The organism is Amphritea atlantica (assembly GCA_024397875.1).
GTDB classification, from domain to species: Bacteria; Pseudomonadota; Gammaproteobacteria; order Pseudomonadales; family Balneatricaceae; genus Amphritea; species Amphritea atlantica_B.
Genome location: CP073344.1, coordinates 2,071,386 through 2,094,279, shown reverse-complemented (window position 1 = coordinate 2,094,279; position 22,894 = coordinate 2,071,386). Strand labels below are relative to the sequence as shown.

Annotated in this window: 24 protein-coding genes; 14 read left to right on the top strand and 10 right to left on the bottom strand. The window is 49.4% G+C overall.

Annotated elements, in window-relative coordinates; translation table 11 throughout:
• Positions 1 to 11: 11 nt before the first annotated feature.
• The 5 genes from KDX31_09635 to KDX31_09615 all read left to right on the top strand — a co-directional run bounded on the left by KDX31_09635 (position 12) and on the right by KDX31_09615 (position 3,761).
• The gene (locus KDX31_09635) at positions 12 to 1,313 is read left to right on the top strand and encodes a hypothetical protein (protein ID UTW05222.1); all 1,302 of its coding nucleotides are present in this window, start codon (positions 12 to 14) and stop codon (positions 1,311 to 1,313) included.
• 94 nt (positions 1,314 to 1,407) lie between these two features.
• Positions 1,408 to 2,043, top strand: coding sequence for a hypothetical protein (locus tag KDX31_09630; protein UTW05221.1), 636 nt, complete (start codon positions 1,408 to 1,410; stop codon positions 2,041 to 2,043).
• Between the two features lie 53 nt (positions 2,044 to 2,096).
• A complete protein-coding gene (locus KDX31_09625; GenBank protein ID UTW05220.1) occupies positions 2,097 to 2,459 on the top strand; it encodes a roadblock/LC7 domain-containing protein in 363 nt (120 codons plus the stop codon).
• A gap of 79 nt (positions 2,460 to 2,538) precedes the next feature.
• The gene (locus tag KDX31_09620) at positions 2,539 to 3,009 is read left to right on the top strand and encodes a PAS domain-containing protein (GenBank protein UTW05219.1); all 471 of its coding nucleotides are present in this window, start codon (positions 2,539 to 2,541) and stop codon (positions 3,007 to 3,009) included.
• A 5-nt stretch (positions 3,010 to 3,014) separates the two neighbouring features.
• Positions 3,015 to 3,761: a phosphate/phosphite/phosphonate ABC transporter substrate-binding protein gene (locus KDX31_09615; protein ID UTW05218.1), complete on the top strand. Its 747-nt coding sequence runs from the start codon at positions 3,015 to 3,017 to the stop codon at positions 3,759 to 3,761.
• A gap of 62 nt (positions 3,762 to 3,823) precedes the next feature.
• Here the strand turns inward: KDX31_09615 and KDX31_09610 are convergent, their stop codons facing one another.
• From KDX31_09610 to KDX31_09600, 3 genes are all read right to left on the bottom strand, one after another.
• Complete coding sequence (locus tag KDX31_09610; GenBank protein ID UTW05217.1) at positions 3,824 to 4,021, bottom strand: hypothetical protein; 198 nt, start codon at positions 4,019 to 4,021, stop codon at positions 3,824 to 3,826.
• Between the two features lie 86 nt (positions 4,022 to 4,107).
• A complete protein-coding gene (locus tag KDX31_09605; protein UTW05356.1) occupies positions 4,108 to 4,344 on the bottom strand; it encodes a hypothetical protein in 237 nt (78 codons plus the stop codon).
• Positions 4,345 to 4,781: 437 nt separating this feature from the next.
• Entirely contained in the window at positions 4,782 to 5,807 is a 1,026-nt protein-coding gene (locus KDX31_09600; protein ID UTW05216.1) for a TRAP transporter substrate-binding protein, read from the bottom strand.
• 459 nt (positions 5,808 to 6,266) lie between these two features.
• Between KDX31_09600 and KDX31_09595 the strand changes: the two genes are divergently transcribed.
• Positions 6,267 to 6,992: a GntR family transcriptional regulator gene (locus KDX31_09595; GenBank protein UTW05215.1), complete on the top strand. Its 726-nt coding sequence runs from the start codon at positions 6,267 to 6,269 to the stop codon at positions 6,990 to 6,992.
• 54 nt (positions 6,993 to 7,046) lie between these two features.
• Here the strand turns inward: KDX31_09595 and KDX31_09590 are convergent, their stop codons facing one another.
• Entirely contained in the window at positions 7,047 to 10,928 is a 3,882-nt protein-coding gene (locus KDX31_09590) for a translocation/assembly module TamB domain-containing protein (protein ID UTW05214.1), read from the bottom strand.
• Positions 10,925 to 12,658, bottom strand: a complete 1,734-nt coding sequence (locus KDX31_09585) for an outer membrane protein assembly factor (protein ID UTW05213.1) — start codon at positions 12,656 to 12,658, stop codon at positions 10,925 to 10,927. The genes KDX31_09590 and KDX31_09585 overlap by 4 nt, the downstream gene beginning before the upstream one ends.
• Positions 12,659 to 13,059: 401 nt before the next feature.
• Between KDX31_09585 and KDX31_09580 the strand changes: the two genes are divergently transcribed.
• From KDX31_09580 to KDX31_09570, 3 genes are read left to right on the top strand one after another with little or no spacing between them, the layout of a single operon-like run.
• Positions 13,060 to 13,512 (top strand): ATP-dependent zinc protease, encoded by a 453-nt coding sequence (locus KDX31_09580; protein UTW05212.1) that lies wholly within the window; start codon positions 13,060 to 13,062, stop codon positions 13,510 to 13,512.
• 13 nt (positions 13,513 to 13,525) lie between these two features.
• A complete protein-coding gene (gene rimK / locus KDX31_09575) occupies positions 13,526 to 14,443 on the top strand; it encodes a 30S ribosomal protein S6--L-glutamate ligase (protein ID UTW05211.1) in 918 nt (305 codons plus the stop codon).
• A gap of 6 nt (positions 14,444 to 14,449) precedes the next feature.
• Complete coding sequence (locus KDX31_09570; protein ID UTW05210.1) at positions 14,450 to 15,505, top strand: succinylglutamate desuccinylase/aspartoacylase family protein; 1,056 nt, start codon at positions 14,450 to 14,452, stop codon at positions 15,503 to 15,505.
• A gap of 79 nt (positions 15,506 to 15,584) precedes the next feature.
• On the opposite strand, the gene KDX31_09565 is transcribed toward KDX31_09570, so the two are convergent.
• Positions 15,585 to 16,487, bottom strand: a complete 903-nt coding sequence (locus KDX31_09565; GenBank protein UTW05209.1) for a helix-turn-helix domain-containing protein — start codon at positions 16,485 to 16,487, stop codon at positions 15,585 to 15,587.
• A gap of 158 nt (positions 16,488 to 16,645) precedes the next feature.
• Here KDX31_09565 and KDX31_09560 point away from each other — a divergent pair, with 158 nt between their 5' ends.
• Together KDX31_09560 and KDX31_09555 are read left to right on the top strand one after the other, a co-directional pair.
• Positions 16,646 to 17,047 (top strand): protocatechuate 3,4-dioxygenase, encoded by a 402-nt coding sequence (locus tag KDX31_09560; protein UTW05208.1) that lies wholly within the window; start codon positions 16,646 to 16,648, stop codon positions 17,045 to 17,047.
• Positions 17,040 to 17,885, top strand: coding sequence for a protocatechuate 3,4-dioxygenase (locus KDX31_09555; protein ID UTW05207.1), 846 nt, complete (start codon positions 17,040 to 17,042; stop codon positions 17,883 to 17,885). Before KDX31_09560 ends, KDX31_09555 begins: the two co-directional genes overlap by 8 nt.
• Before the next feature lie 104 nt (positions 17,886 to 17,989).
• Here the strand turns inward: KDX31_09555 and KDX31_09550 are convergent, their stop codons facing one another.
• Positions 17,990 to 18,475 (bottom strand): cyclic nucleotide-binding domain-containing protein, encoded by a 486-nt coding sequence (locus tag KDX31_09550; GenBank protein UTW05206.1) that lies wholly within the window; start codon positions 18,473 to 18,475, stop codon positions 17,990 to 17,992.
• Between the two features lie 68 nt (positions 18,476 to 18,543).
• Positions 18,544 to 18,885, bottom strand: a complete 342-nt coding sequence (locus tag KDX31_09545) for a DOPA 4,5-dioxygenase family protein (protein ID UTW05205.1) — start codon at positions 18,883 to 18,885, stop codon at positions 18,544 to 18,546.
• Positions 18,886 to 19,078: 193 nt separating this feature from the next.
• Between KDX31_09545 and KDX31_09540 the strand changes: the two genes are divergently transcribed.
• Together KDX31_09540 and KDX31_09535 are read left to right on the top strand one after the other, a co-directional pair.
• Positions 19,079 to 19,510, top strand: a complete 432-nt coding sequence (locus tag KDX31_09540) for a heme-binding protein (protein UTW05204.1) — start codon at positions 19,079 to 19,081, stop codon at positions 19,508 to 19,510.
• 14 nt (positions 19,511 to 19,524) lie between these two features.
• Positions 19,525 to 19,908, top strand: a complete 384-nt coding sequence (locus KDX31_09535) for a hypothetical protein (protein UTW05203.1) — start codon at positions 19,525 to 19,527, stop codon at positions 19,906 to 19,908.
• 15 nt (positions 19,909 to 19,923) lie between these two features.
• Here KDX31_09535 and KDX31_09530 read toward each other — a convergent pair whose 3' ends face one another.
• On the bottom strand, positions 19,924 to 20,106 hold the full coding sequence (locus tag KDX31_09530; GenBank protein UTW05202.1) for a hypothetical protein: 183 nt from the start codon (positions 20,104 to 20,106) through the stop codon (positions 19,924 to 19,926).
• A gap of 279 nt (positions 20,107 to 20,385) precedes the next feature.
• Here KDX31_09530 and KDX31_09525 point away from each other — a divergent pair, with 279 nt between their 5' ends.
• Complete coding sequence (locus tag KDX31_09525) at positions 20,386 to 21,561, top strand: MFS transporter (GenBank protein ID UTW05201.1); 1,176 nt, start codon at positions 20,386 to 20,388, stop codon at positions 21,559 to 21,561.
• A 434-nt stretch (positions 21,562 to 21,995) separates the two neighbouring features.
• Here the strand turns inward: KDX31_09525 and KDX31_09520 are convergent, their stop codons facing one another.
• Complete coding sequence (locus KDX31_09520) at positions 21,996 to 22,868, bottom strand: amidohydrolase family protein (GenBank protein ID UTW05200.1); 873 nt, start codon at positions 22,866 to 22,868, stop codon at positions 21,996 to 21,998.
• Positions 22,869 to 22,894: the final 26 nt, after the last annotated feature.

Below are 22,894 nucleotides of genomic sequence, written 5' to 3'. Positions count from 1 at the left end.
TGTACGTAGTCGTGGGAGTATCTCATATCAAACTGAACAAGCGTGCTGCAAATAATGTCATCAAGCTGGCAATAGTCGGCTTTGAGTTGCAGTCTAAAACGGCGATGGACCTTTTCTTTATGCAGCATCAGGGCTCGTACGGCCTGGTGTCGGCTGAGCATGCAGATGTTCTTATCATTGATATGGAACATCCCGCCGTGAAACCGATTATTGAGCAATACCGGGATAGCCGGCCAATTATAGCGGTGACCGCGACCGAGAATCAGTTCTCGGGGTTCGAAACCCTGCGTAAGCCCCTTGACGGTAAACGCCTGATAAAAGCGATTGATCAGGCGGTTGATAATTATGCTACGGCTGGTGTGGCCAGTGACCAGAGCACGGTTAACAGCGTCAGCAGTGAAGGCGAAAAAGCTTTCCAGGAATATCAAAAGCGCCTCGCCACCGGTCGCCAGGCAATGGCCGACTACAAAACCCTTACGTCAGATCGCGATCTGAGCTCTTCTCAGGTGCGTAAGCGTTTTCAGCTTGATCAGGAAAATGCTTCAGTCACTCCGTATAAGACTGTCAGCGATGACGGAGTTGCCAGTGTTGAAACTGCAGACAGTAATGCTGTTGAGTCACAGCAGCCAGTCAGCGCCCCGGTAGAGGCCCCTGTTGAGCTGAAAACTGCAGAAAAGAGACCGCAGGATGTAAAAGCCAAGCTTTCATACCAGATGGTCTACGAGTGCTGTGGCAATGCCCCTGATGTTGATATGCATGAGCCGGATCAGCGCCGCAAAGTTTTCTTTAAAGAGGATTCCACACTGCTGGGACTTTTGCAGCAGGCAATCGCTGAAGGTGAGGCTCAGAATGTAGCCGTTGAGATAACCGGTTTACCGGGAACACTTGCGTATCTTAATGAGCATAAGAAGTTTATGTTCGACTTTAGCGAAGATCTTTTGATTCCCCTGGCGCTGACCCGGTTTGGCTATCAGGAGCTGACCCTTAAGGAGCGACCAGACCTGGATCTTAACCGTCCAAGCCTGACCGGATCAAAGGTGTCACTGATTGAGAGTGATGAAATGATATGGAAGCTGGCGCTGTGGACATCGAAGGGACGTCTCAATCGTGATATTGATCCAGAGCAGCCTTATCGTCTGACCAGTCCGCTGGATTTTGACCGGCTACTTGTCATACCTCATGCGACCACTATCAGCAGTTTGTGGGGCAGGCATAGCCTGTCAGCTCTGGAAGTGGTAAAAGTTCTGAAGATTCATCAGCGTTATGTATTTTCATTTATGACTGCAGCCTTTGCCCTGGGGGTATTCAGGTAAAAGAAAACCGCAGTTGACGACCCTTTATTTCTTCTGCAGTACCGTGGCGATAAGGGATTTTGTAACTTATAAAAACGTAGCCGGAGATATTTTGGTGGGAGATTACAATCAGGACTCCATTCGGTATATCGCTATAACCCCTAGCGGAGCCTATTTTGCCACATTGAATTCAGCCCCGGATGATGCGAGGGCAATGTTGATGCAGTTACTGTCAACTGATTTTCAACTGCTCTACTCACTGGAGCTGGTTTCTGAGCTGGCTGATCTTGACGAGACTCAGGCCATGGGGTTGTTTCAGCAGCTGCTTGACCGGGGCTTTGTGGCGCTGTCTGAATCGCCTCCCGAGATAAAGAGGGGACCGCTTGAAGATATACTGCCTGCTCTGCTGAAGCAGATATCTGATAGTGGTAAGGCGTTGTTAGCAGATGATCAGGGTTTTTGTCTTTCTTCGGCAGGTTATTCTGCCGAGCAATCTGAAAACCTGGCTGCGCTTGCGGCGGACCTGCTGTCCCTGCAGGAGCGTCATAAGCATATTTTAACCAGTGATCTGAGTGTGGCGGGAGACTCCTGGGGCATTATTAATGCTGCAGGCCAAAGTCAGCTTGGTTTTTGGGGGATATATATCGGTCATCAGCGTTTTACGCTGGTTGTATCTGATATGCCTAAGCTGAATCAGCAAGCCTTTGCTGAAATACTGGCGAGCCTTGCCCGTCGGTATCTCGATTACTAATTGATAGATTTAATGAACTCCCATACAGGGAAAAGAAATGGAAGGAGTGTTCTATGCGTTCTGAGATGCTGACCTCAATTTTGAGTGATCTCAACGGCACATCTGCTGATATCGAAGCCTCTGCGGTTATTTCTACAGATGGCCTGATGATTGCGGCGCTGCTGCCATCAAGTATGGATGAAGACCGTGTTGGTGCAATGAGTGCTGCCATGTTGTCTCTGGGTGAGCGTACAGCGAAAGAGCTGGCCCGGGGTGAGCTTGAGCAGGTACTGGTGAAAGGGGATGAGGGGTATATCCTGATGACCCATGCGAATCAGGACTCAGTTCTGACTGTTGTTGCTAAGCCGAATGCGCGTCTGGGTCTGATATTCCTGGACGTTAAGCGTGCGGCAGAAGCGATCGGTAAGATCCTTTAATCGTTAACAACTGGCACTGATTCAGGATCGAACTGCTAGCAGGGGTGATTCGCAGTGCCTGAGCGAAGAAGGCGTAAGTATGTCTGAGCAAGACACAGGAGAAGTGCGTACCGTTGAAATAACATATTTTGATGGTACCAAGCGCACGACAGATATCGTTGATCGGGAAGTTCCTTATCCGGATGGCAAACTGATCGTGTCCAGAACTGATCCGCAAGGCTTTATTACCCATGCGAATCAGGCATTTATAGATATGTCCGGTTACAGTGAAGATGAACTGATCGGAACTAATCATTACATTTTGCGCCACCCCGATATGCCTGCAGTGGCCTTTAAAGGACTCTGGGATACTATCGAACAGGGTACAAAGTGGCATGGTTATGTAAAGAACCTGCGTAAAGATGGTGCTTATTATTGGGTAAAGGCCACGGTTATACCAAATATCCGCAATGGTAAGCTGGTGGGTTACACCTCGGTTCGCCGTAAGCCTTCGCGTAGTAAAATTGAAGAGAGCGAAGCGCTGTATAAGACACTGATGGCTGAGGAGTGATAAAGATGACATATAATCTCACGGTCAGCCCTGACTTTGCGCCAGACCATATTTCAGGATGGTATTTCTTTAACACCTGGTTACAGCGTAAGCTGGATGTTGGTATCCATCTTGAACTGTATGATAACTTTGATACGCAGCGAACCGATATTCGTGCCGATAAGTTTGATCTGATTTATGCCAATCCGTATGACGCCTCTATGCTGGTGCGCGAGATGGGATTTCAGGCGGTTGTAAGACCTGCCAGTAAATCTGATGAAACGGTTATTGCGGTCAATGCTGAGTCTCCTTTTCAGACAGTTGAAGATCTGAGTTCAGGATGTCGCGTGGCGACCACAGACGATCCGGATGTGCATACCATGGGTATGATTATGCTGGAGTCTGCAGACCTGGATAAAAACAACACTGAGATAAAGGAATATAGCAGCTATGTTGTCGTCGCTAAAAACCTGTTAAACGGCGATGCTGATGCAGGATTTTTTCTTAAAGACGCATATGATGAACTGTCTGAACTGATTCGTTCGAAAATGCGGGTTCTGGTGAGTAGCCAGATCAGTGTTGTCCATCACAGCCTGCTGGTAGGCCCGAGAATGGCTGAACATATTCCTGCAATTCAGGCCGCTTTGCTGACCATGCAGGAGGATGAGAAAGGTAAGGGTGTGCTGGAAAGTATGGACATCGATAACTGGGAGCCGATGGACTCAGAGCAGACTGAGTTTATGATTGACCTTATCGACACGCTTATCGATTAAGCGGAATAATATTGGTCCAGAAAAAACGCCCCGGTTGGGGCGTTTTTTTATAGGGTGACTTATTAGTGACCGACTTTGAAGCGCTTCATTTTGCCATACAGCTCACTGGCGACCTGCTTCAATGAGATCGATATAGTCTGTGTATCATGGATGAGACCGCTGGAAACCCGGTTCTGATCATTCAGTTGGGTCAGGTTCTGGTTAATCTCCTCGGTGACCAGGCTTTGCTCTTCGGTTGCAGAGGCAATCTGGGTAGCCATATCGTTCACCCGCGATGCGGATGTCTCAATGTCATTCAGTAGCTCTTACGTGCTTTCAACCAGCTCGACAGAGGAATTTACCTGTGTTAGCCCTCGCGAACAGAGCTTACTGCCAGTCTTGCTCCTGATTGCAGTTTCTCTATCATTGTTTGTATTTCTTCGGTTGAGGTCTGGGTTTTACTTGCCAGCGAACGAACCTCGTCGGAAACAACCGCAAAGCCCCGCCCATGATCGCCGGCTCTGGCAGCTTCTATAGCGGCATTCAGGGCAAACAGGTTGGTTTGATCAGCAATCCCGCGGATTACGTCAAGCACTGAGGCAATGTTTTAAGATTCTCTGGCCAGGTCTGTAATCACCTCTTCAGAGTGAGTAACGGAGCGGGCCAGATTCTGAAATTTGATAACTGAGTTATTGATTATCTCTTTCCCTTTGTGAGAGATATCAACTGTTTTAGCCGTTTCTGTCGCGGTGTGTTGAGCATTTTCTGCGACATCCCGACTCGACACCCTGGCTCTGCTCGTTGGCAATTCTCATGCTACGCTCCGCAGACTGCTCCAGGTGTGTTGAGTTGCTGTTTATAGACTCCGCCTGAAGTCTGCGTTGTTCTGTTACGTAGCCTTTGATAGAGGAGGGCGCTTAGGCTGAATGGTGGGAAAAGAGATCTGCTGGGAAGGAGTCTTAATACCTCTGAACCGTTCATAGATGATGCGTCGGTTCAGAGGTCTCGGGCTGAAAGTTATTCCCGGATTCTATCCAGCGATCAGGATGGGCAGCTGGCAGCCAGCTCTTTTGCCCGGTTGTAAGTTTTTTCAGCCGGTAGTCCTTTTGCTTCCAGGGCTTCAATATAGCTCTTCGATGCTTTATCCAGAAGCGGTTTCCATGCCGGGTTGTTTACGCCTCCTTCGATGGTGTAGATCTGATGACCCGCATCTTCAGCCTGTTTTTTGCCTATGACATCCAGAGCGTCAAACACTTCGCCTGCTTTTTCAGCCCATGTGATGCCAGAGTTTTTATCGATTACGGCCTGCAGATCAGCTGGCAGGCTGTTATAGGTGCCTTTGTTCATCGTGACGATGAAGGATATTGTATACAGGCCACCTACTTCAGTGTGGGCGTTGGTTAACTCATTCAGGCGGAAAGAGGCCATCGCTTCCCATGGAAAGGCCACACCATCAATTACGCCCCGTTGCATTGAGGTATACGAGCCGGGTGCCGGCATACCGACCGGCTGTGCGTTTAGCTCGGTCAGGAGTTCTGCGACAACGGTGGTTGGACGGCGAATGCGCAGGCCTGACAAGTCTGATGGCACCTTGATAAGCGTATCTTTGGTGTGTAAAAGCCCCGCGCCGTGTGTATAGAGGAAAATAGGCTTGGTATCTTTATACTCTTGGGCAATGAGATTTTCATCAAGCAGGCTTTGCAAAATACAGGAACCATTAACCGCGTTTTTGGCGACACCCGGCAGCTCTACGATTTGTGTCAGCGGGAAACGATTTGCACTATAACCCTGCACCGTTGCTGTCGCATCCATAATGCCGTTTTTAACCGCATCATACTGAGCGGGAGGCTTAGCCAGGGTGCCTGAGGGGTAAACCTCAACAGAGATTCGACCGCCTGATTCCGCTTCAATTTTATCTGCCCAGGGTTGAATAAGGTTTTTGTGAGGGCCGGCAACTGCAGGCCAGAGATGACCCAGTCGAATAGTGAATTCTGCGGCCTGGGCGGTAGAAAGAAGTGCTGCTGATACCAGGCTAACGGCTGTTAAACGGGTCAAAAATTTAGACATTTTTTTCTCCTATACATCATCTTCATGATGCGCAGACTTTTACCGCATAACCCGGGCTTTCTTCTTTTCTGTATCCTCAGTGAGGAAGAGGGGGCCGGGATATTATCGGTTTTGCAGGTCTGCATCTGTTTATTGTTATTAGTAATATAGGTTTATGTACACTTGTTATAATGATTAAGTACTGTAGCTGCGTTGCTGGCTTATGTGCTTCCTGTGTCTGTCCTGAGAGTTCGGGATGTTGCTAAAGCTTCTTAGGAATATAGGTTATTGGATTCAAAAATGTAAAGATTTTTTGTTTGTGATATATTTTGTCTAATCTATTTTGTTTCTTTATTTCTTAAAAAACATAAGGATAAGTTGGTATTTGTTTTTGATGTTGGGTATAGGTTTTTGGTATTTGTGTCCAAGCTGGCTTGGTTGCCAGGTTTTGAATAAGCAGAAAGTTTATCGGGAGTCTTCATGAGTAAGCAGGGGCAGCGCGTTATTCTATCGTTACGGCAGATGATTGTTAACGGAGATCTCGCCGCAGGAGAACGGTTGCGTGAAGAGTCGCTTGCTGAGAGGCTGGGTGTTTCCCGAACCCCTATCCGGGTTGCGCTGAAGCTACTGGCACAGGAGGGCTTATTACAGACTGTTGGTGCGCGGGGATATGCTGTTCGCGAGATTAGTTCTGAGGAGATCAGAAATGCGGTTGACGTGCGCGGTGTGCTTGAGGGAATGGCAGCACGTTTGCTAGCCGAGGCTGGTATGACTGAGACTGTTCGTGAAACCCTTAAAAAATGTCTGGATCAGGGCGATCAGTTGTTTTCCCGTGGCACTATAGACGAGGAGGATGTGGTCTCGTTTCATGATCTGAATATGACTTTTCATAACACGATCATCGATAACTGCGGCAATAGCGCCGTTAAGAATGCAATCATGCTGAACGACCATATTCCCTTTGCATCGGTCAGTTCAATCGCAATTGATAGCTCAGCGATGGATCGGGAGTATTTACGGCTTACTTTTGCCAATGTTCAGCATCACTTAGTCTTCGATGCACTGATAAACAGGCAGGGTACCCGGGCTGAAGCACTGATGCGCGAACATGCTAATGCTGCACTGCGTTATGCTGATATCTTTGGCGTAGGTGGCGGTGATAACGCTGCGATCAAGATGTTGCGTAACGGTCAGCTATCTGACTAACGGCGGATCAGTAAGCCTGCTGAACCGACTCTTTTCTAGCTATGCGCTGAGTTGTTATCGCTCCATCGTATAGATAATATCGCCACCGTTATGTTCAGATGCGGTTTCGGTTTCCACGCTCCAGGCGTTATTCAGCTGATAGCGCATGAAGAAGGTATGGGTGGGTTCGAGCAATCCGACCCCATATTTAACATAGAGGCGCGGGGAGAGATATTTACCGATATACAAGGAAGTGTCCGTAGCGGTATTTCCGCCTGCAACGCCCAGTTCATCGATATTAAAGGTTTCGGATATCTGTTCCGCTATGGTGTTACCCCCTTTAAGGGTCAATGCAGAAGCCGCCTTAAACAGTAGTTCCTGTTCAGTCATTGAGCTGCCGCCAGCGCCAGGGGCGTGACCAAACATCAGATAGGAAAGCTGACTGCTTTCTGGCATTGCAGGCTCGGAGAACAGCGATAGCCGGGGATCATTGAGGGTTCCGGATACTTTAGCTCCGGCGGTAACATCTTGCACCTGGCGTGAGATTCTCAGATCCAGTCCGGGATTGTCCACGGGACCTCCGCTGTATACCAGGCTGCCCCGGTCGATATTCAGGTCTTGTCCATAGAGGCGATACTGACCCGAAGCGACCTGCATAATACCGGTGGCACGGGTTACCTGACGACCATCATCTTCAACCAGAACGCTGCCCAGTAAGCGGCCTTCAAACCCGAGTGCCTCCAGATTGACTTTATCCCCCAGAGTAATCCTGATCTGAGCATCCAGTGAGCGTTTGCTAATCGTCTCTGGTTCGCTCGGATTGGCCGGATCGACAATCACCACATCATCAGATACAGGTGAGGTGGCGGCGATGTCAGGCGGCTTTATAATGGCTTCCGGTATTTTGATCTCGCCTCGTAAAATGATTCGCTGAGGGGCGAGGCTTAATTGCACTGAGGGGGATATCCAGGCCTGAATATCCTCAGTTGCGATGGCCTCGAAGCGGTTACCTTTCAGTGAGATCTCACCGGTATCGGTCACCGGGTTGTACTGTCCGTTAAGTTGAACAGGGCCATTTCCGGAATGCATCTCGCCTTTAATCTGCAGGGCGTTGTCACCGGGTTTTCCGATCACTGAGAGATTGATCTGTTCCAGCTGGATACCCAGAGCGGGCAGGTCGGTACTGGCATTGCTCAGCGTCAGTTGTCCTTCAATCTGAGGCTGTTCCACTGAGCCTGTGAACGACATCTGCGAACTGACCTGGCCGGTGATTGCCTGTAACTCAGGTGTGAACAGCGAAATAAATCGGAGGTCATTCAGTGTCAGGTTCAAGTCGCCACTGAGTTTTTTGCTGCGGTAAGGATCATCTACCGTAATCCGTGCTGAAAGCTGACCTGTGGGTTGCTGCAGTGGCAGGTCAATATCTGCCCTGAGTCGATCATTCTCTCCCTGTAGCTGAAGGGTAATGTCGTCAGCGATGATCTGCAGGTCATCCGCTTCAAGAAAGAGCTTGGTGCCTTTGAGAACGGCGCGTCCTTCAACTACCGGAGGCAAGCCCGGTGATTGTGAAAATGTCACATCAGACTCAAGGTAACCACTTAATTGAGCCTGAGAGGGTATCCAGGGCTGCAGGTGAGTTAATGAGAGCTGTTGAGTCGTGATGGCACCCTGAATCCCTGCTGCCGAAGACCAGTTGGCGGTGATACACAGGGCGCTGTTTTCTGTGATGTCTGACCCGAGACACAGATTATCAAGGCGAGCGGCTGAGGCGCTCAGCTCTAGGGGCGCCGGGCGCTGTATTTGCCAGCGTCCTAATTCTGGCTGAATAAGATCCAGCTTACTCAGGGTTCCGCGCCATTGGGCATCTTTCCACTGGCCACTTAGGTTGAGTTCGAGATCAGCAGGTCCCTTATCCGTTGTCAGTGTCAGTTGGTGCTGATCAGTTGTACCGTAGCCATTGATTGTCAGCTGTTGCCACTGGTTGCCGGCAATATTAAGTTGTGAGGCGGCCAACTGAATATGTGATTTGGCAGCAGGGGTAAGGTCGATATCAAGGGCTGCACTTAGCCGGGTGGTTTGATAGGTCTCAAACGCCAGCTGCCGGCCCTCGAGTGTGGCGATCAGGCGGGGGGCGGTCTGGGTGCCTGTTAATGAGCCGGTTGCATCAACGCTGCCTGCAAGGCCGGGCAATAGCTGGCTGAGGTTCGGCGAGTGAGCGGTCCAGGACAGGTTGAGCTTTTCATCAAGGGTGCCGCTGGCGAGTATCTCTGTTGTTGCTACGTTTAGCCGTAGTTCAGGAATGGAGATGCTGCTGCCGCTAAGCATAATTTTGCCGTGGCTGCTGAGGGGGGCATCGCGCAGTACGCCGCTCAGTGATTCAATCGCTAGCTGAAGCTGCAGCGGTTGTGCCGGTGGCTGGCTACCCTGTACCGCTGCCTGAAAATTCAGCTTGCCAGGCCACTCAGGCCAGAAACTTCCGGGATTCAGCTGCTTACCCGTCGTGTTAAAATTCCAGCTCAGTTGCGGCCGCCAGCTAACTTTACCGTTGAGCTCAATACTGCCTTCAAGCGTATTTCCTGTCAGCAGTAGCGGGCCTGCTTCACGGTCGTTACCTGTGCCTGTAAGTGTCCACAGACCGGGAGGTATGGTGCTGCCAGCGACTGAGCTGACGACTGTAAACTGATAGTTTTGCAGATCACCGCTGATCTGCAGCTGTCCTTCGGGGCTTAAGTACGCTGCATTACCGGTAAGCGGATAGCGCAGATTGTTCCAGTGACCTTTTATATTAAAGCTGAGCGGGGTGCTGGCGATATTCACATCTCCGGTTAGCCGGAGATTTAAGGCTTTGCGCTTGTCGCCCTGGGGTTGTTCGGTCTGAGTCAGATCCAACTGGTCAATTTGCAGGGTGCTGTTTTCAAAGTGTAGCCGGAGTGATAGTTGTGTCTCGCCGATTTCAGGCAGGTTGGCCTGCAGCTGGCTACTGAGCCTGGCCTGATCGGTGTTACCTTCAGCGGTAACGGATCCTGTTAATCTGGTGTCCGTTAACTCAGGGATAAATTGTCCCAGATCGGTGTTTATCTCGTTAAGCGCTAGCTGTCCCTGCGGTTTTTCCAGCAGATTCTGCAGTGCTGCCGAAAGCTCTGTGTTGAGCAATCCGCTGAGTCTCTGTTGCACTTTTAAGGCATTTTTGTTGCCCTTAAGTGTCCCGGTTATCGTGCCTTGCCCTGCAAGTGGTTGTTGATCAGGCAGGCTTACTTGCCACTGGGTGTCCAGTGTCACAGGAAACTGACCGTTGGGTTGGAGCTGGCCACTTAGCTGCAGACTGGCCTGTGGGCTAACAATGCGCAGCTGATCAATAAACAACGTATCCGCAGCGGTATGAAGACTGACTAACACCGTTGATATTATCGTTGCTGCTGCAGGCTGACCGTCTGCAGTGATCAGGCTAAGCTCACTGATGTTCAGTGCATCGATCTGCAGCTGCAAAGGCAGGGTGATATCATTCAGCGCCGGACTGGCTGACTGACTGTCCGGGACCGTTTCTGCGGCTGCTGACTGAGTAATGACCGGTTGGTCTATGTCCAGTCTGATAATGTGTAACCTGCCGGTAAGCAGGGCGGCCGGCTGCCACTCCAGCGAGATACGGCTAAAACTCAGATCGGTCTCCGGATGTCTGTAAGTTATTTCTCTAAGATCGGGATGGTTGAGTATTGAGCCGTTAACCTGTTGAATCTCTAATCTGCCCGGCAACCAGTGCTGGCTTACTGAGATCAGTTGCTGCAGGCCGCTGTTGGTACCCGCCAGATAGAAAAAAGCAGCGCTTAGCAGTAAAACGATAACTGCGAGTAAAGATAACAAAAGCAGGGTCAGGCGTCGGGCGATCGATTGGGGCGTCTGCTGATCAGGTGATGACTCAGATGACGGTTCAGGCATGGGGGGCTTTGCGGATGTGCTCACAGATCAGCCCCCAGATTAAAATGCAGATGCACGCTATTGTCGTCACCCTTATCCAGGGGGGCCGCGAGATCCAGGCGCACCGGCCCGACCGGAGAGAACCAGCGCAGACCGATGCCCATGCCGGTATGCAGGCTGGCTTCGACATCATCAAAGGCGTTGCCGGTATCAATAAATGCCGCCACTCCCCAGTTCTCTTTAAGGCGGTAATCGATCTCAAAACTGCCAACTAACAGATTTCGCCCACCGACAACATCACCGCTGTCATTGCGTGGCCCCAGACTTTTGTAATCGTACCCCCGGACGCTGTTATCACCGCCGGCAAAGAATCGCAGGCTGGCTGGCAGGGCATCGAAGTTGTCGACCCAGGTGGTTCCCGCTTCAGCCCGTCCGAGCAGCCGGAATTTGCTGTTTAAGCTATAGATTCCCTTAGCGCTAAGGCGGGTTTGAACAAAATCTTCGGAGGAGATCAGCGCTTTGCTGCTGCCACGAAATTGTGCTGACAGGCTATAGCCATTTTTGACATGTAAACGGTTTTTTGTCGATATGGTACTGTAGTTGATCTGTGGGATAAGGAAGTAAGAGGTGTCTGTCTCGCCGCTGAAGGTTGACTCCTCTTGCTGATAATTCAGCGCAACAACCTGTTGCCAGCTGCCGCGTTGCTGCTGTCTGGATATGCCGACTGAGTAGTTACGTGTTTCAACGTTGTCTGAGTCCTCATCCAGCAGGCTGAAGAGAATGGAGTAGCGATCCCGGCGGGGGTTTTGACCCGGGATCGAATACTCTGCAGACAGGTTGGTGAGTATCTGTGAGGTCAGCAGCTGAGTATTGAACTGATGTCCCTGGCGATTTACCCAGCGCTTAGTCATGCCTATTTTTGCTCTTGCACCGGTATCGGTGCCATAGCCCAGGCCCAGCTGATATTTGGTTCTCTTGTTGGCTTCCAGATCGACATATACCGGCACCTCCGTGTCACTCATCTGGTTCCAGAGAGGCCTGACCTCGACTCTCTGAAAATAGTCAGTGTCGATCAGAGCCGATTGCAGGTCGATCAGACTCCTGTTTTGTACCGAATCACCGGATGTAAAGGTGGCATAGGATCTGAGATAGTCGTCATCAAACGGATTGGGCGCAAAGGTGATTTCACCGATATTGTAACGGGGGCCGCTGTCAAAATAGAGCATCACGGCTGCGGAATATGTCGCCAGATTAACCTCGACACGATGCCGGGTCAGTTTTGCCTGGAAGTAGCCCCGCTCAACGGCGAGTGAACTGAGCTGTTTCTTGAGTTGCTCATACTGGCTGTGAATCAGCGGGTTGCCCTGACGCAGAGAAGACTTTGTCAGTAATTGTTTGAAGGTCTGGTCGTCGCTTGCGGCGCCGCTGAGTTGTATATCAAGTTCAGATATCAATACAGGTTTACCGGGAGAGACTGTGTAGCGGGCACTCCAGCCCTGTTCTGATTTGCTTAGTTCAGTCTTAATCTGAGGCAGATAGAAGCCAAAAGGCTGCAGCGCTGTTCTGATCTCATTGTCGGCAAGGCTATGCAGGTAACGTAAGCGGCTGGGGCTGGCGACTTCCTGGTCGTTCAGTTGTTGAATACTTAAGACGCTGCGGATATTGAGCTCCTGTTCAGCGTTGACACCATCGATTGTTATCGTGAGATTATCTGCCAGAAGCTGTAGTGAGGTGCTGCTGAGAAACAGCAGGAGTATCAGGCGTATTAAAATCATAGTCCGTTTTCTGGCGCTGACAGGGAGCATAAGGGTCGATTATACCGGGTAATGCTGTTATTCATACTGCAATTCAATAATCATAATTAAGAGGCTTGTTTCTCTCATGATGCCTTGTTTCAGCACTTGCCGGATCGGAGCATAAAGCCTTTGACAAGTATTTAGTTGACCGGTTCTGAAAGATAAAGTTTGATAGAGGAGGTTGTGGCGAAGCGGTCAGGGCTTTTAACTGTTTTTTAACAAGTTTTATCAGTTGACTATATGTTTGTTAATGAATGGTGTATATCGTCATCGACAAAAACGTTAGCACACCGGTTAAGTGTGTATTTAAGTCGTATGACGACTGATTTTGGGGCCTCAGGTCATACTGTGATTCACAGCTTAGTGAAGGAGACGTTATCTTGAACAATAAGAATAAGCCGGTTATTGGCTGGCGTGAATGGGTGTCACTACCTGGCCTTGGCATTGAACGTATCAAGGTTAAGGTAGATTCCGGTGCCCGCACCTCTGCACTGCATGCCTTCAGGGTCGAGCCGTTTCAGAGAGAGGGGCAGGACTGGGTGAGTTTTGATATTCATCCACATCAGTATGATCTTGACACGGTTGTGACCTGTGAAGCGCTTATCAGTGATATCCGCACGGTTACCGACTCAGGAGGCCATCAGAGTCAGCGTTATGTCATACTGACTGACGTTTTAATCGGTGATCAGCAATACCCAATAGAGCTGACACTGACTAACAGAGACACAATGCGTTTTCGGATGCTGCTGGGGCGAACGGCAATGAACGGCCGTTTTCTGATAGACCCTGAGGGCGCATTTTTAATTTCACCAAGCATTCATCAGCTTGAATAATAAGGTTTATATTATGAAAATTGCCATTTTGTCGCGCAACCAGTCTCTGTACTCCACACGTCGTTTGATTGAGGCTGCTGAGGCGGCCGGTCATGAAGTCAGAGTGCTTGATGCTCTGCGATGCTATATGAACATTAATTCTGAAGAACCGAGTATTCACTACAAAGGCGAGGATCTTGGCAGCTTCGATGCTGTTATTCCGCGTATCGGTGCATCGGTCACCTTTTATGGTACGGCTGTCTTGCGTCAGCTGGAGATGATGGGTGTATACCCACTAAATGAGTCCGTAGCGATCAGCCGCTCCAGAGATAAGCTGCGTTCAATGCAACTGTTGTCACGCAAGAAAGTCGGCTTACCGATTACCGGATTTGCCAGCAAACCAAACGATATACCCGATCTTCTGGATATGGTGGGTGGCGCACCTGTGGTACTGAAGTTACTGGAAGGCACTCAGGGTATTGGTGTGGTGCTGGCCGAAACCCGAAAGGCAGCAGAGAGCGTGCTGGAAGCCTTTATGGGAATGAAAACCAACATTATGGTTCAGGAGTTTATTAAAGAGGCCGGAGGGGCGGATATCCGGTGTCTGGTTATCGGCGATAAGGTCGTTGCAGCAATGAAGCGTCAGGGGAAGGAGGGGGAGTTTCGTTCTAACCTGCACCGTGGCGGATCTGCTTCACTGGTCAGAATTACACCACAAGAGCGTGCCACAGCAGTTCTGGCCGCTAAAACAATGGGGCTGAATGTTGCCGGCGTTGACCTGCTGCGTTCAGAGCGCGGGCCTCTGGTGATGGAGGTAAACTCCAGTCCGGGTCTTGAGGGTGTTGAACGCGCTACAGGTAAAGATGTGGCCGCCAGTATTATTAGCTTTATTGAAAAAAGTGTCGCGGAAAAGAAAAAGCCAACCCGCACACGTACACGTGGCAAAGGGTAGATATTTATGGCGCAGCAGAATCAGCCAATAGAAATCGCCGGATGTATTGTTAAGCCGGGTGAGCGGAAAACAATCCACGTGGATCTGGCCCGTTTATATACCAATACGCATCTGGATCTGGATATTGAGGTGATCCATGGACGCCGCGCTGGTCCGACGCTGATGGTATGTGCTGCCATCCATGGTGATGAGCTCAACGGCGTAGAGATCTGCCGTCAACTGCTGAAATACAAGTCTCTGCAGCGCATTGCCGGAACGCTGATAATCGTTCCGGTTGTCAATATTTTTGGCTTTATTCAGCAGAGCCGATATCTGCCGGACAGACGTGACCTGAATCGCTGTTTCCCTGGCAGCGAAAAAGGCTCGCTTGCCAGCCGGATCGCCTACATTTTCCGGACACAGGTTCTCACCCACTGTACCCATGTGCTTGACCTGCACACCGGAGCGATACACCGCAGTAATATGCCGCAGATCAGGGCTAATCTGGATAACCCGGAGGCCAAAGAGATGGCCGATGCTTTCGGTGCTCCAGTGGTTATCGATTCAAAACTGCGGGATGGCTCACTGCGTCAGTGCGCTGACGAGGCGGGTATCTCCCTGATTCTTTATGAGGCGGGTGAAGCGCTTCGGTTTGATGACCGGGCAATCCGTGGTGGAATCCGGGGCGTATTAAACGTTATACGCTACCTGAAAATGTTGCCGCCACTGAAGCGACCTAAAAAAGTACTGGCGCCGGTGGTGGCAAATTCTTCGGCATGGATTCGTGCCAACTCCGATGGTGTTTTCAGATCGGTGGTCTCTGTCGGGCAACGGGTAAGCAAGGGCCAGCCTATGGGGATCGTAGCGTCTCCTTTTGGTTCTCAGGAGGAGGAAGTTATCGCGCCGAATTCCGGGATTATTATTGGACGGAACAATATTCCGGTGGTCAACGAAGGGGACGCCTTGTATCACCTCGCGCGTTTTGAATCGAGTAGTCTGGCGGCGGAGAAACAGGTTGGACGGATTACGGAAGAGATTGAAGCTCATCAGTGGCCTGAGGATGTCGATTTGAAATACCAGTAAATCAATTAGTTATTGGTTTTTATTAATGCAATTTATTAACTGTTATTTCGATTGATAGTAAACTATACCTACTGTGCATTTACCTGATAGTGGGTCTTATCTGATCGTCTGCGGCCTGTTTCTCTCTGAACTGTTTCGGCGACAGGCCCGTCAGGCGGCGGAAGAAACGGGTGAAATAAGCGGGATCAGTAAACCCCAGTCCGTAGGCGATCTCACTGATATTCTGTACGGTATAAATCAGGCTGCGTTTAGCTTCCAGAAGCACTCTTTCATGAACCATCTGCAGCGCACTTTTTTCCACCAGTTGCTGGCAAACCTTATTCAGGTAGGGGGCGGTGATACCCAGCTCTGCGGCATAGCTTTCAACTTTTCTATGACTATGAAAGTCGCGGTTAATCAGTGACATGAACTGGTTAAAATACTCTGCACTGCGACTCTGCTGACTGGCAGTATTAACCTTCTGCGGCGCATTGCGTTCCAGCCATATTGCCAACAGTTGTATGAGTGAACTGAGCACCAGGGCCCGAGAATCAGCAGGGGCATGATTATACTCATAATGTATCAGCTCGAGAATTGACTCCAGTTGCGGTTGCTCCCGGCGTACCGTCATGATCAACGTGGCACGGATTACCGGCTGTTCCTTCATCAGGACTTTTTCTATCGATTCCAGCAGGGGGTTGGCGACCGACAGCACACTGCCCTCAACATCGCTGGACCAGAGAAAGTCATGGATGCACATCTCACCGATCACAATGAGGCAGGGGGCTTTAACCGTGGTGGGATCGCCATCGATATTAGCTTCTCCATGCCCCCGTTTCAGATAGAAGATCTGACTGAGTCCGTGATGGCGATGGGGTTTGATCTTAAATTTATGGGCTTTGCTGCGGATGATAAGCGCTTCGCAGTGCAGCAGATCCGGAGTGACACCCAGCTCCTTCTGGCCGTATAAATGCACCGTTGGTATGGGCTGCTGATGTTTCATCGAAAATCCTGTAATAAATGCCGGTATATTCGAAAAGTACAATTATTTAATCAATTTGTCTCTTATTAATTTGTTATTAATGATCAAAAATACCTTCACGTAATGAGGAAGTTCTCATTTGACCGGCTAACCACTAACGATAATAAAGGGTAATCAGCATGGTTTGGCAAAAGCATGATTATGACGATATTCCCGGAACCTATGTCTTTGACGGCAAACGTTCCAACTCAGCTTATAACCTGAACAAGATGGCGTTCTCTTTCAACAGTGAAGACAACCGTAAAGAGTTTGCAGCAGATATGGATGCCTACTGCCGCAAGTTTAACCTCACCGATGAGCAACGTATTGCCGTACTGGAAGGTGATTTTCTGAAGCTGCTGCATCTGGGAGGTAATATTTACTATCTGGCCAAGATCGCCGTATTCCATGGTCTGGGTGTTCAGGACGCCGGTGCAGCGTTCCATAAAATTACAACCGATGAATTCAGACAGTTGTTGCGGGATAGCTCAGAAGGTTTCCAGGAAGAACTGCAAAAACGTGGAGGTTACTGGAATGGCTAAAGTTATCTGTGGTATCACAACATCTCATATTCCCGCCGTTGGCAATGCAATGTACGACAAGCTGGAAAACGATCCATATTGGAAGCGCTTCTTCGATGGTTATGCGCCTGTCATTGAGTGGTTGGAAAAAGAAAAACCGGATGTTGTTATCAACGTATACAACGATCACGGCCTGAACTTTTTCCTGGATACTGTACCTACTTTCGCAATCGGTTGTGCCGATAGCTATCAAAATGATGACGAAGGCTGGGGGATCCCGACGTCGGCCTCTTTTGAGGGTGATGCTGCTTTGTCCTGGCATCTGGCCGAATCCCTGATCAATCAGGGCTTCGATATGACCATGTGTCAGGAGATGAAGGTAGACCACGGTTGTGTTGTGCCGATGAATCTGATGTTCCGCCATCTGCCGACGTGGCCTTGTAAGCTGATTCCGCTGGCGGTAAACACGGTGCAACACCCTCTGCCTAATGCTAAGCGTTGCTACGATCTGGGTAAGGCTCTGCGTGTTGCAATCGAGTCCTATCCGGAAGATACCAAGATTGCGATCTTTGGTACCGGTGGTTTGTCTCATCAGCTTCAGGGTGAACGTGCAGGCATCATTGATGTGGAATTTGACCTTAAATGTATCGATTACATCATTAATGATCCTGATAAGATGTGCGCGTTCAGCAATACTGAGATCATGGATAAAGCGGGTACCGAAGGTATCGAAGTGATTATGTGGATGGTCATGCGCGGAGCTCTGGCCCCTAATGTTAACCTGTTGCATAAACACTATCATGCACCAATCTCGAATACCGGTGCGGGTGTACTGCTGATGACCGATGGTACCGACTGATACCGTGTAGGGGCTATCAGCGTAGTGTGTTCATGGTGAAAGATTGTTGTGAGTACTGATTTGATAGCCCTTTAGTCCCTGCCTGCAGGGGCTGTTTGCAGCTGTCAGTGTTTGATCGCGTGCTCAACCAGAGCATTACTGAGTTTACGGATGTTTCTGGCCATATCCCGGGCCAGGTTCAGGGTAATAATCCCGAAATCAAAAGGATAGTTCTCATGGATTGTGGCAAACAGATCTGAAGTGATTTCCAAGACACGACTGTCGCAGTTGGCAACGGCATAACCGACATGGTTGTGAAGGGCAATCATGGCCACAAAACCAACCTCTTCACCGAAATTAATATCGCGGGTGCTGTAGAGTTGGCCATCGTGCAGCTTTACAAAGCTCAGGCTGCCCTCCAGCACGACGTAGAAAGCGTTGCCGCTGTCACCACAGTCAAATACCTTCTCTCCGGGGGACAGTTCAAGAATCCGGCCCTCTTTAAGGATAAAGTTAATACAGTCATCGGTGAGTGCTCCAAAAAGAGAACCCTGGCGTATTTTTTCCTGAGGAAGGCTGTTATGAACAGCCTCTGCTGTTATCGTTTTCATGATTTCTTAATTATTGAACCGTTTAAGCTCAGCCTAGTACAAGTCTGCAGCTTGCGTGAAGTTCGTTGTTATAAAAACTGATCAATATTCAGCGGTTTGCTGTCGCCCAGCCACATAATGTATTTAGTATGGTCATCCAGATCATTGCCGGTGACCGGATGAATAAAGACAGTCAGGCCGTTTCGATTGAGAATCAGCCAGGGTAGGACATCACCGATCATCTCAGCATTAAAAGAGAGTTGGCAGCTCCACTCAGGGTGCGGGCCAACCAGTTTCTGGTGAACTCTGCCCATCGCTACTCCTAATGTATAACGGGCTTGCTCACAAAGTTCTTCCGCCTGTTGAACCGTGTCAGCATCGAAGTAGACGTGAGCGTGATAGGCAGTAATTTCAGAGGGCGATTTTGACATCATCTTTCCTGTGTGTTCTGTTAACGCTGATCATAGATGAAAGCTATTTCCAGAAGCAATTGTTATCTCAAAACTGAATAAAGAAAAAGAAAAACAGATAGGCTTTACCCTGGCATATCTGAGATCCTTTAGTTGATTTTTGAGGTGGAGTTTCACTTATAAATTAGCCAGTCGGCAAAGATAATGAGAGAGGATGATGAAGAAGACCTATCTGCAAGCTTCAATAACGCTGGATGCCGCTTTAGTGATTGCGAAAGCTGCTATTGATAAAGGTAATGAACTGGGTATCAGAATGAATGCAGTAGTGGTTGATATCGCTGGCAACCGACTGGTTTCACTACGGGAGCCGGGAGCACCGATGCCAGCGATGGATTTTGCTGAGAAAAAAGCGTATACCGCTGCTAATTTTCGCACCCCTACTGAGAAATGGGCTGATATTCTCGATGGGCGTCCCATTGTGGCGAATGGTCTGGCTCAGCATGAAAAAGTTGCCCTGTTTGGCGGAGGTTTGCCAATTTTGATTGATGGTGTCGTTGTCGGTGCTATTGGTGTATCCGGTGGGAAAGTTCCAGATGATATTCTGTGCGCTGAAGCGGGACTTGAAGCGCTTAGTTCGTTAACTTAAGACGGGGTCAGGGTGTGCTAACCTGGTTTGAGCGCTTTAAAAAAACCGAGCTTAAAAGGTTAATTATTATTGACGTTGGCTACGCCAGCCATCATCTCTCAAAGGCGCTGATTGAAACAGACCGGTATGAGGTGGTCGCATATATTGATGAAGAACCCTGGAATCATCTTAATCTGATGAATGGAGCAAAGATTCATTATCCGAGTGAGTTGTTAGCGCTGGCTGAGAGGCATCGTGCAGATGCGGTGATTAAGTTTGAAGGAGAGGGGTGGCAGCCTGATAGTGACTGTGTCTCTGATCTACAGAAAAAAAGAATAGCTTATATCTCGCTGGATGTGGCGATAGGGCCGGAAGAACAGTTGAATATTATTGTGGACCGGTTATCAGGTGAGAGATGAAGACGACTGGCTCTCTTAGCGGTGAGCCAGTGGTCCTGGAATGAACTCAGGCAGTTCAGCAGAAAGCAGACTGGATATTTTTTTAGCGATATAGGAAACAGTTTCTATCAGATATTCGGCGCGCATGCGGTCAGCTTCTGCAACAATTTTATTCAGGTCATAATCAGCAGATTGATCGGTATATATGTACTTGCTCATGGTCATATTCCTTTGTATGTTTAAGTTTAGACGCTATTTTAGACTTTGGTCTGACATCATACAAACGAGTAATTTTTGAATAATAGGTTAGAAAAACTCATCTTATTTTCTGAAATAAATGATTAAATAGAGGCCGGGATTCAGCAGGACGATAGCTAATCGAATTATTCTATTGCTATCGACATATATTGAGTCGTTTCCCTCAGGTCAGCTCACTATAATTGTCACTCAGCTGCGCTTTTGTCGTTCACCGCTTAATCTCTATAAGACAGGTTTATTGTGACCAGGATACTGCGTAAATTTTTTCTGCCAGTGGTTTGCCCCTCTGCCATTGTGTCCATTGTTCAGCAGGCGATGCTGGTTGTTTTACCCCTCTATGTGCTGGCTATTGGAGGAACACTGGCCCAATCGGCGATGATTATTGGCCTTAAAGGTATCGGGATGATGCTGGCGGATCTGCCTGCGGGTTTGCTACTGGCACGATTCGGTGATAAACGGGTGATGCTTGGTGCCGCGTTTGCCTCTGTTGTAGCACTGTTGCTGATGTCTCAGTTTCCGACGATGCCGGTATTAATTTCAACAGCACTGTTACTTGGGCTGGCTCATGGTAGCTGGCTGGTGGGGCGTATCTCTTTTATTACCGATGCCTCGACTATTGAAGAGCGGGGCAGAGTGATGGCCCTGTCTGCCGGAACCATTCGCCTGGGTAATGTTATAGGCCCGTTATTGGCTGGTATGCTAATTGCCGCACAGGGCTATCAGGTAACACTGGGAGTATTCGCTATCTGCTCGTTACTTGTGGTCTTGTGTGTTGTGCGCTGGGTTTCCTATACAAAACCTCAGGGGCATGACAGCCACAGTGTTATTGCACTGCGTGATGCTCTTGTCGATAACCGTAAGGTGTTTCTGACGGCGGGTGTTGCGTCATTTGCACTCATGCTGGTGCGTTCTTCAAGGGCGCTTCTGCTGCCTCTGACAGGGGCGGCTCTGATGCTGGATGAAACCAGTATCGGTATCGCCATCTCAGCGGGGGCCATCATTGATACGCTGCTGTTTTATCCGGCCGGAAGTCTGAGTGATCGTATTGGCCGTAAACCCATCTTTATTACCAGTCTTGTGCTGCTGGGTATGAGTATCAGCTTGTTGCCGTTAGCCGAGGGGTTGTGGAGCCTCATCCTGATCGCCTTGCTGATGGGCCTGGGTAACGGTGTTTCCGCAGGCGTTATTATGACTATGGGGTCAGATCTGGCGCCTCAGAGAAATCGTGGGGGCTTTATCGGCATCTGGCGTTTGTTTGCCGACGTGGGTGTGACTTCAGGTCCGTTGATCATAGGCTTTATGGTTAAGCTGGCCGGTTTGGCCGTGGCCACTTGTAGTATTGGCTTTCTTGGGTTGCTGGGCAGTGCGTTTGTGGTCAAAGCTGTTGCTGAAACGCATCGTAAACCGCCTGAGTAAAAGGGCAGACAGACCGCTGCTCAGGTTATGACAGTCTCCGGACATATCGTGCTGCCAGGTCGCTGCTGATATAGATTTTTCCTTCTCAATTGCGGGTTGAGTTTTAATAATCCTCTTCGGCGAATAAAAACCAGACGGTGTGGGTTCCATCGGCGTGGGTAAAGCACCCCGATCTTTAGATCCGTTTTTATAATAAATCTGAGTGATGGTGCCGCTACGCAAACATCGCTCTTCCTGATTCGCTTGCTGAAAAGGCTGTTGTTTGCAACTGTGCAGCGTTCCGGTTAGTAAGAAATGCATCACCATAAACGGTGTTGCGGGGCGGGAAAAACAATAAAAAGGCCTCTGAATCGAGGCCTTTAACACCGATACAACAGAGTGTATCAATGAGGGACACGGAGAATTAGTGTTTCCCGCAAGCGATCTAAAGGGGGTTATTCAGCCCAATAGAGTCGCATCGGGTTATCAATCAGTAACGCTTGCTGCAGTTCTTTTGTCGGTGCGATCATTGGGATAACATCGACCAGCTTGCCATCATCCGGCACATGGGATTTCATGTTTGGGTGCGGCCAGTCGGTTCCCCAGAGTACGCGATCGGGAAATTTCTCAACCAGGGTACGGGCAAAGGGGACGACATCGCTGTAGTCTGGTGCCTGAAGGGTCAGACGCTCGGGGCAGCTGACTTTGGTCCAGACGTTAGGATTGTCAGCCATCAGGCTGATAAAGCGCTGGAAGTCTTCGTGATCAACGCCGTTCGCAACATCCGGACGACCCATATGGTCAACCACGATGGTGGTGTCCAGCTGTTTCAGGAACGGGATCAGATCTTCAAGATCCGGTGCTTCAAAATAAACGACGATATGCCAGTCAAGCTGCTTAATCTTCTCTGCTACGCTGAGGAATACTTCTTTTGGCGTGCTATCAACCAGACGCTTAACGAAATTAAAGCGCACCGCCCGGACACCGGCTTCATGCATCTCTTTCAGTTCTTCCATGCTGATAGCAGGGTCGACAACGGCAACACCGCGAGCCAGCTCACCTGCAGTATTCAGTGCGTCTAACAGCGCCGCATTATCGGTACCGTGGCATGAAGCCTGAACGATGACATTACGTTCAAAGCCCAGATAGTCTCGCAGTGCGAAGAGTTGTTCTTTAGATGCATCACATGGCGTGTATTTACGTTTTGGGTGGTAGGGGAATTTATCCGCTGGTCCAAAAACGTGACAGTGAGCATCAACAGCTCCGGCGGGCGCTTTAAACGCAGGCTTGCTCGGGCTGGGGTGGAATGGAAGGTAATCGGCGTCCATTTTTTATTCCTGTTCTTGTGTTGTAA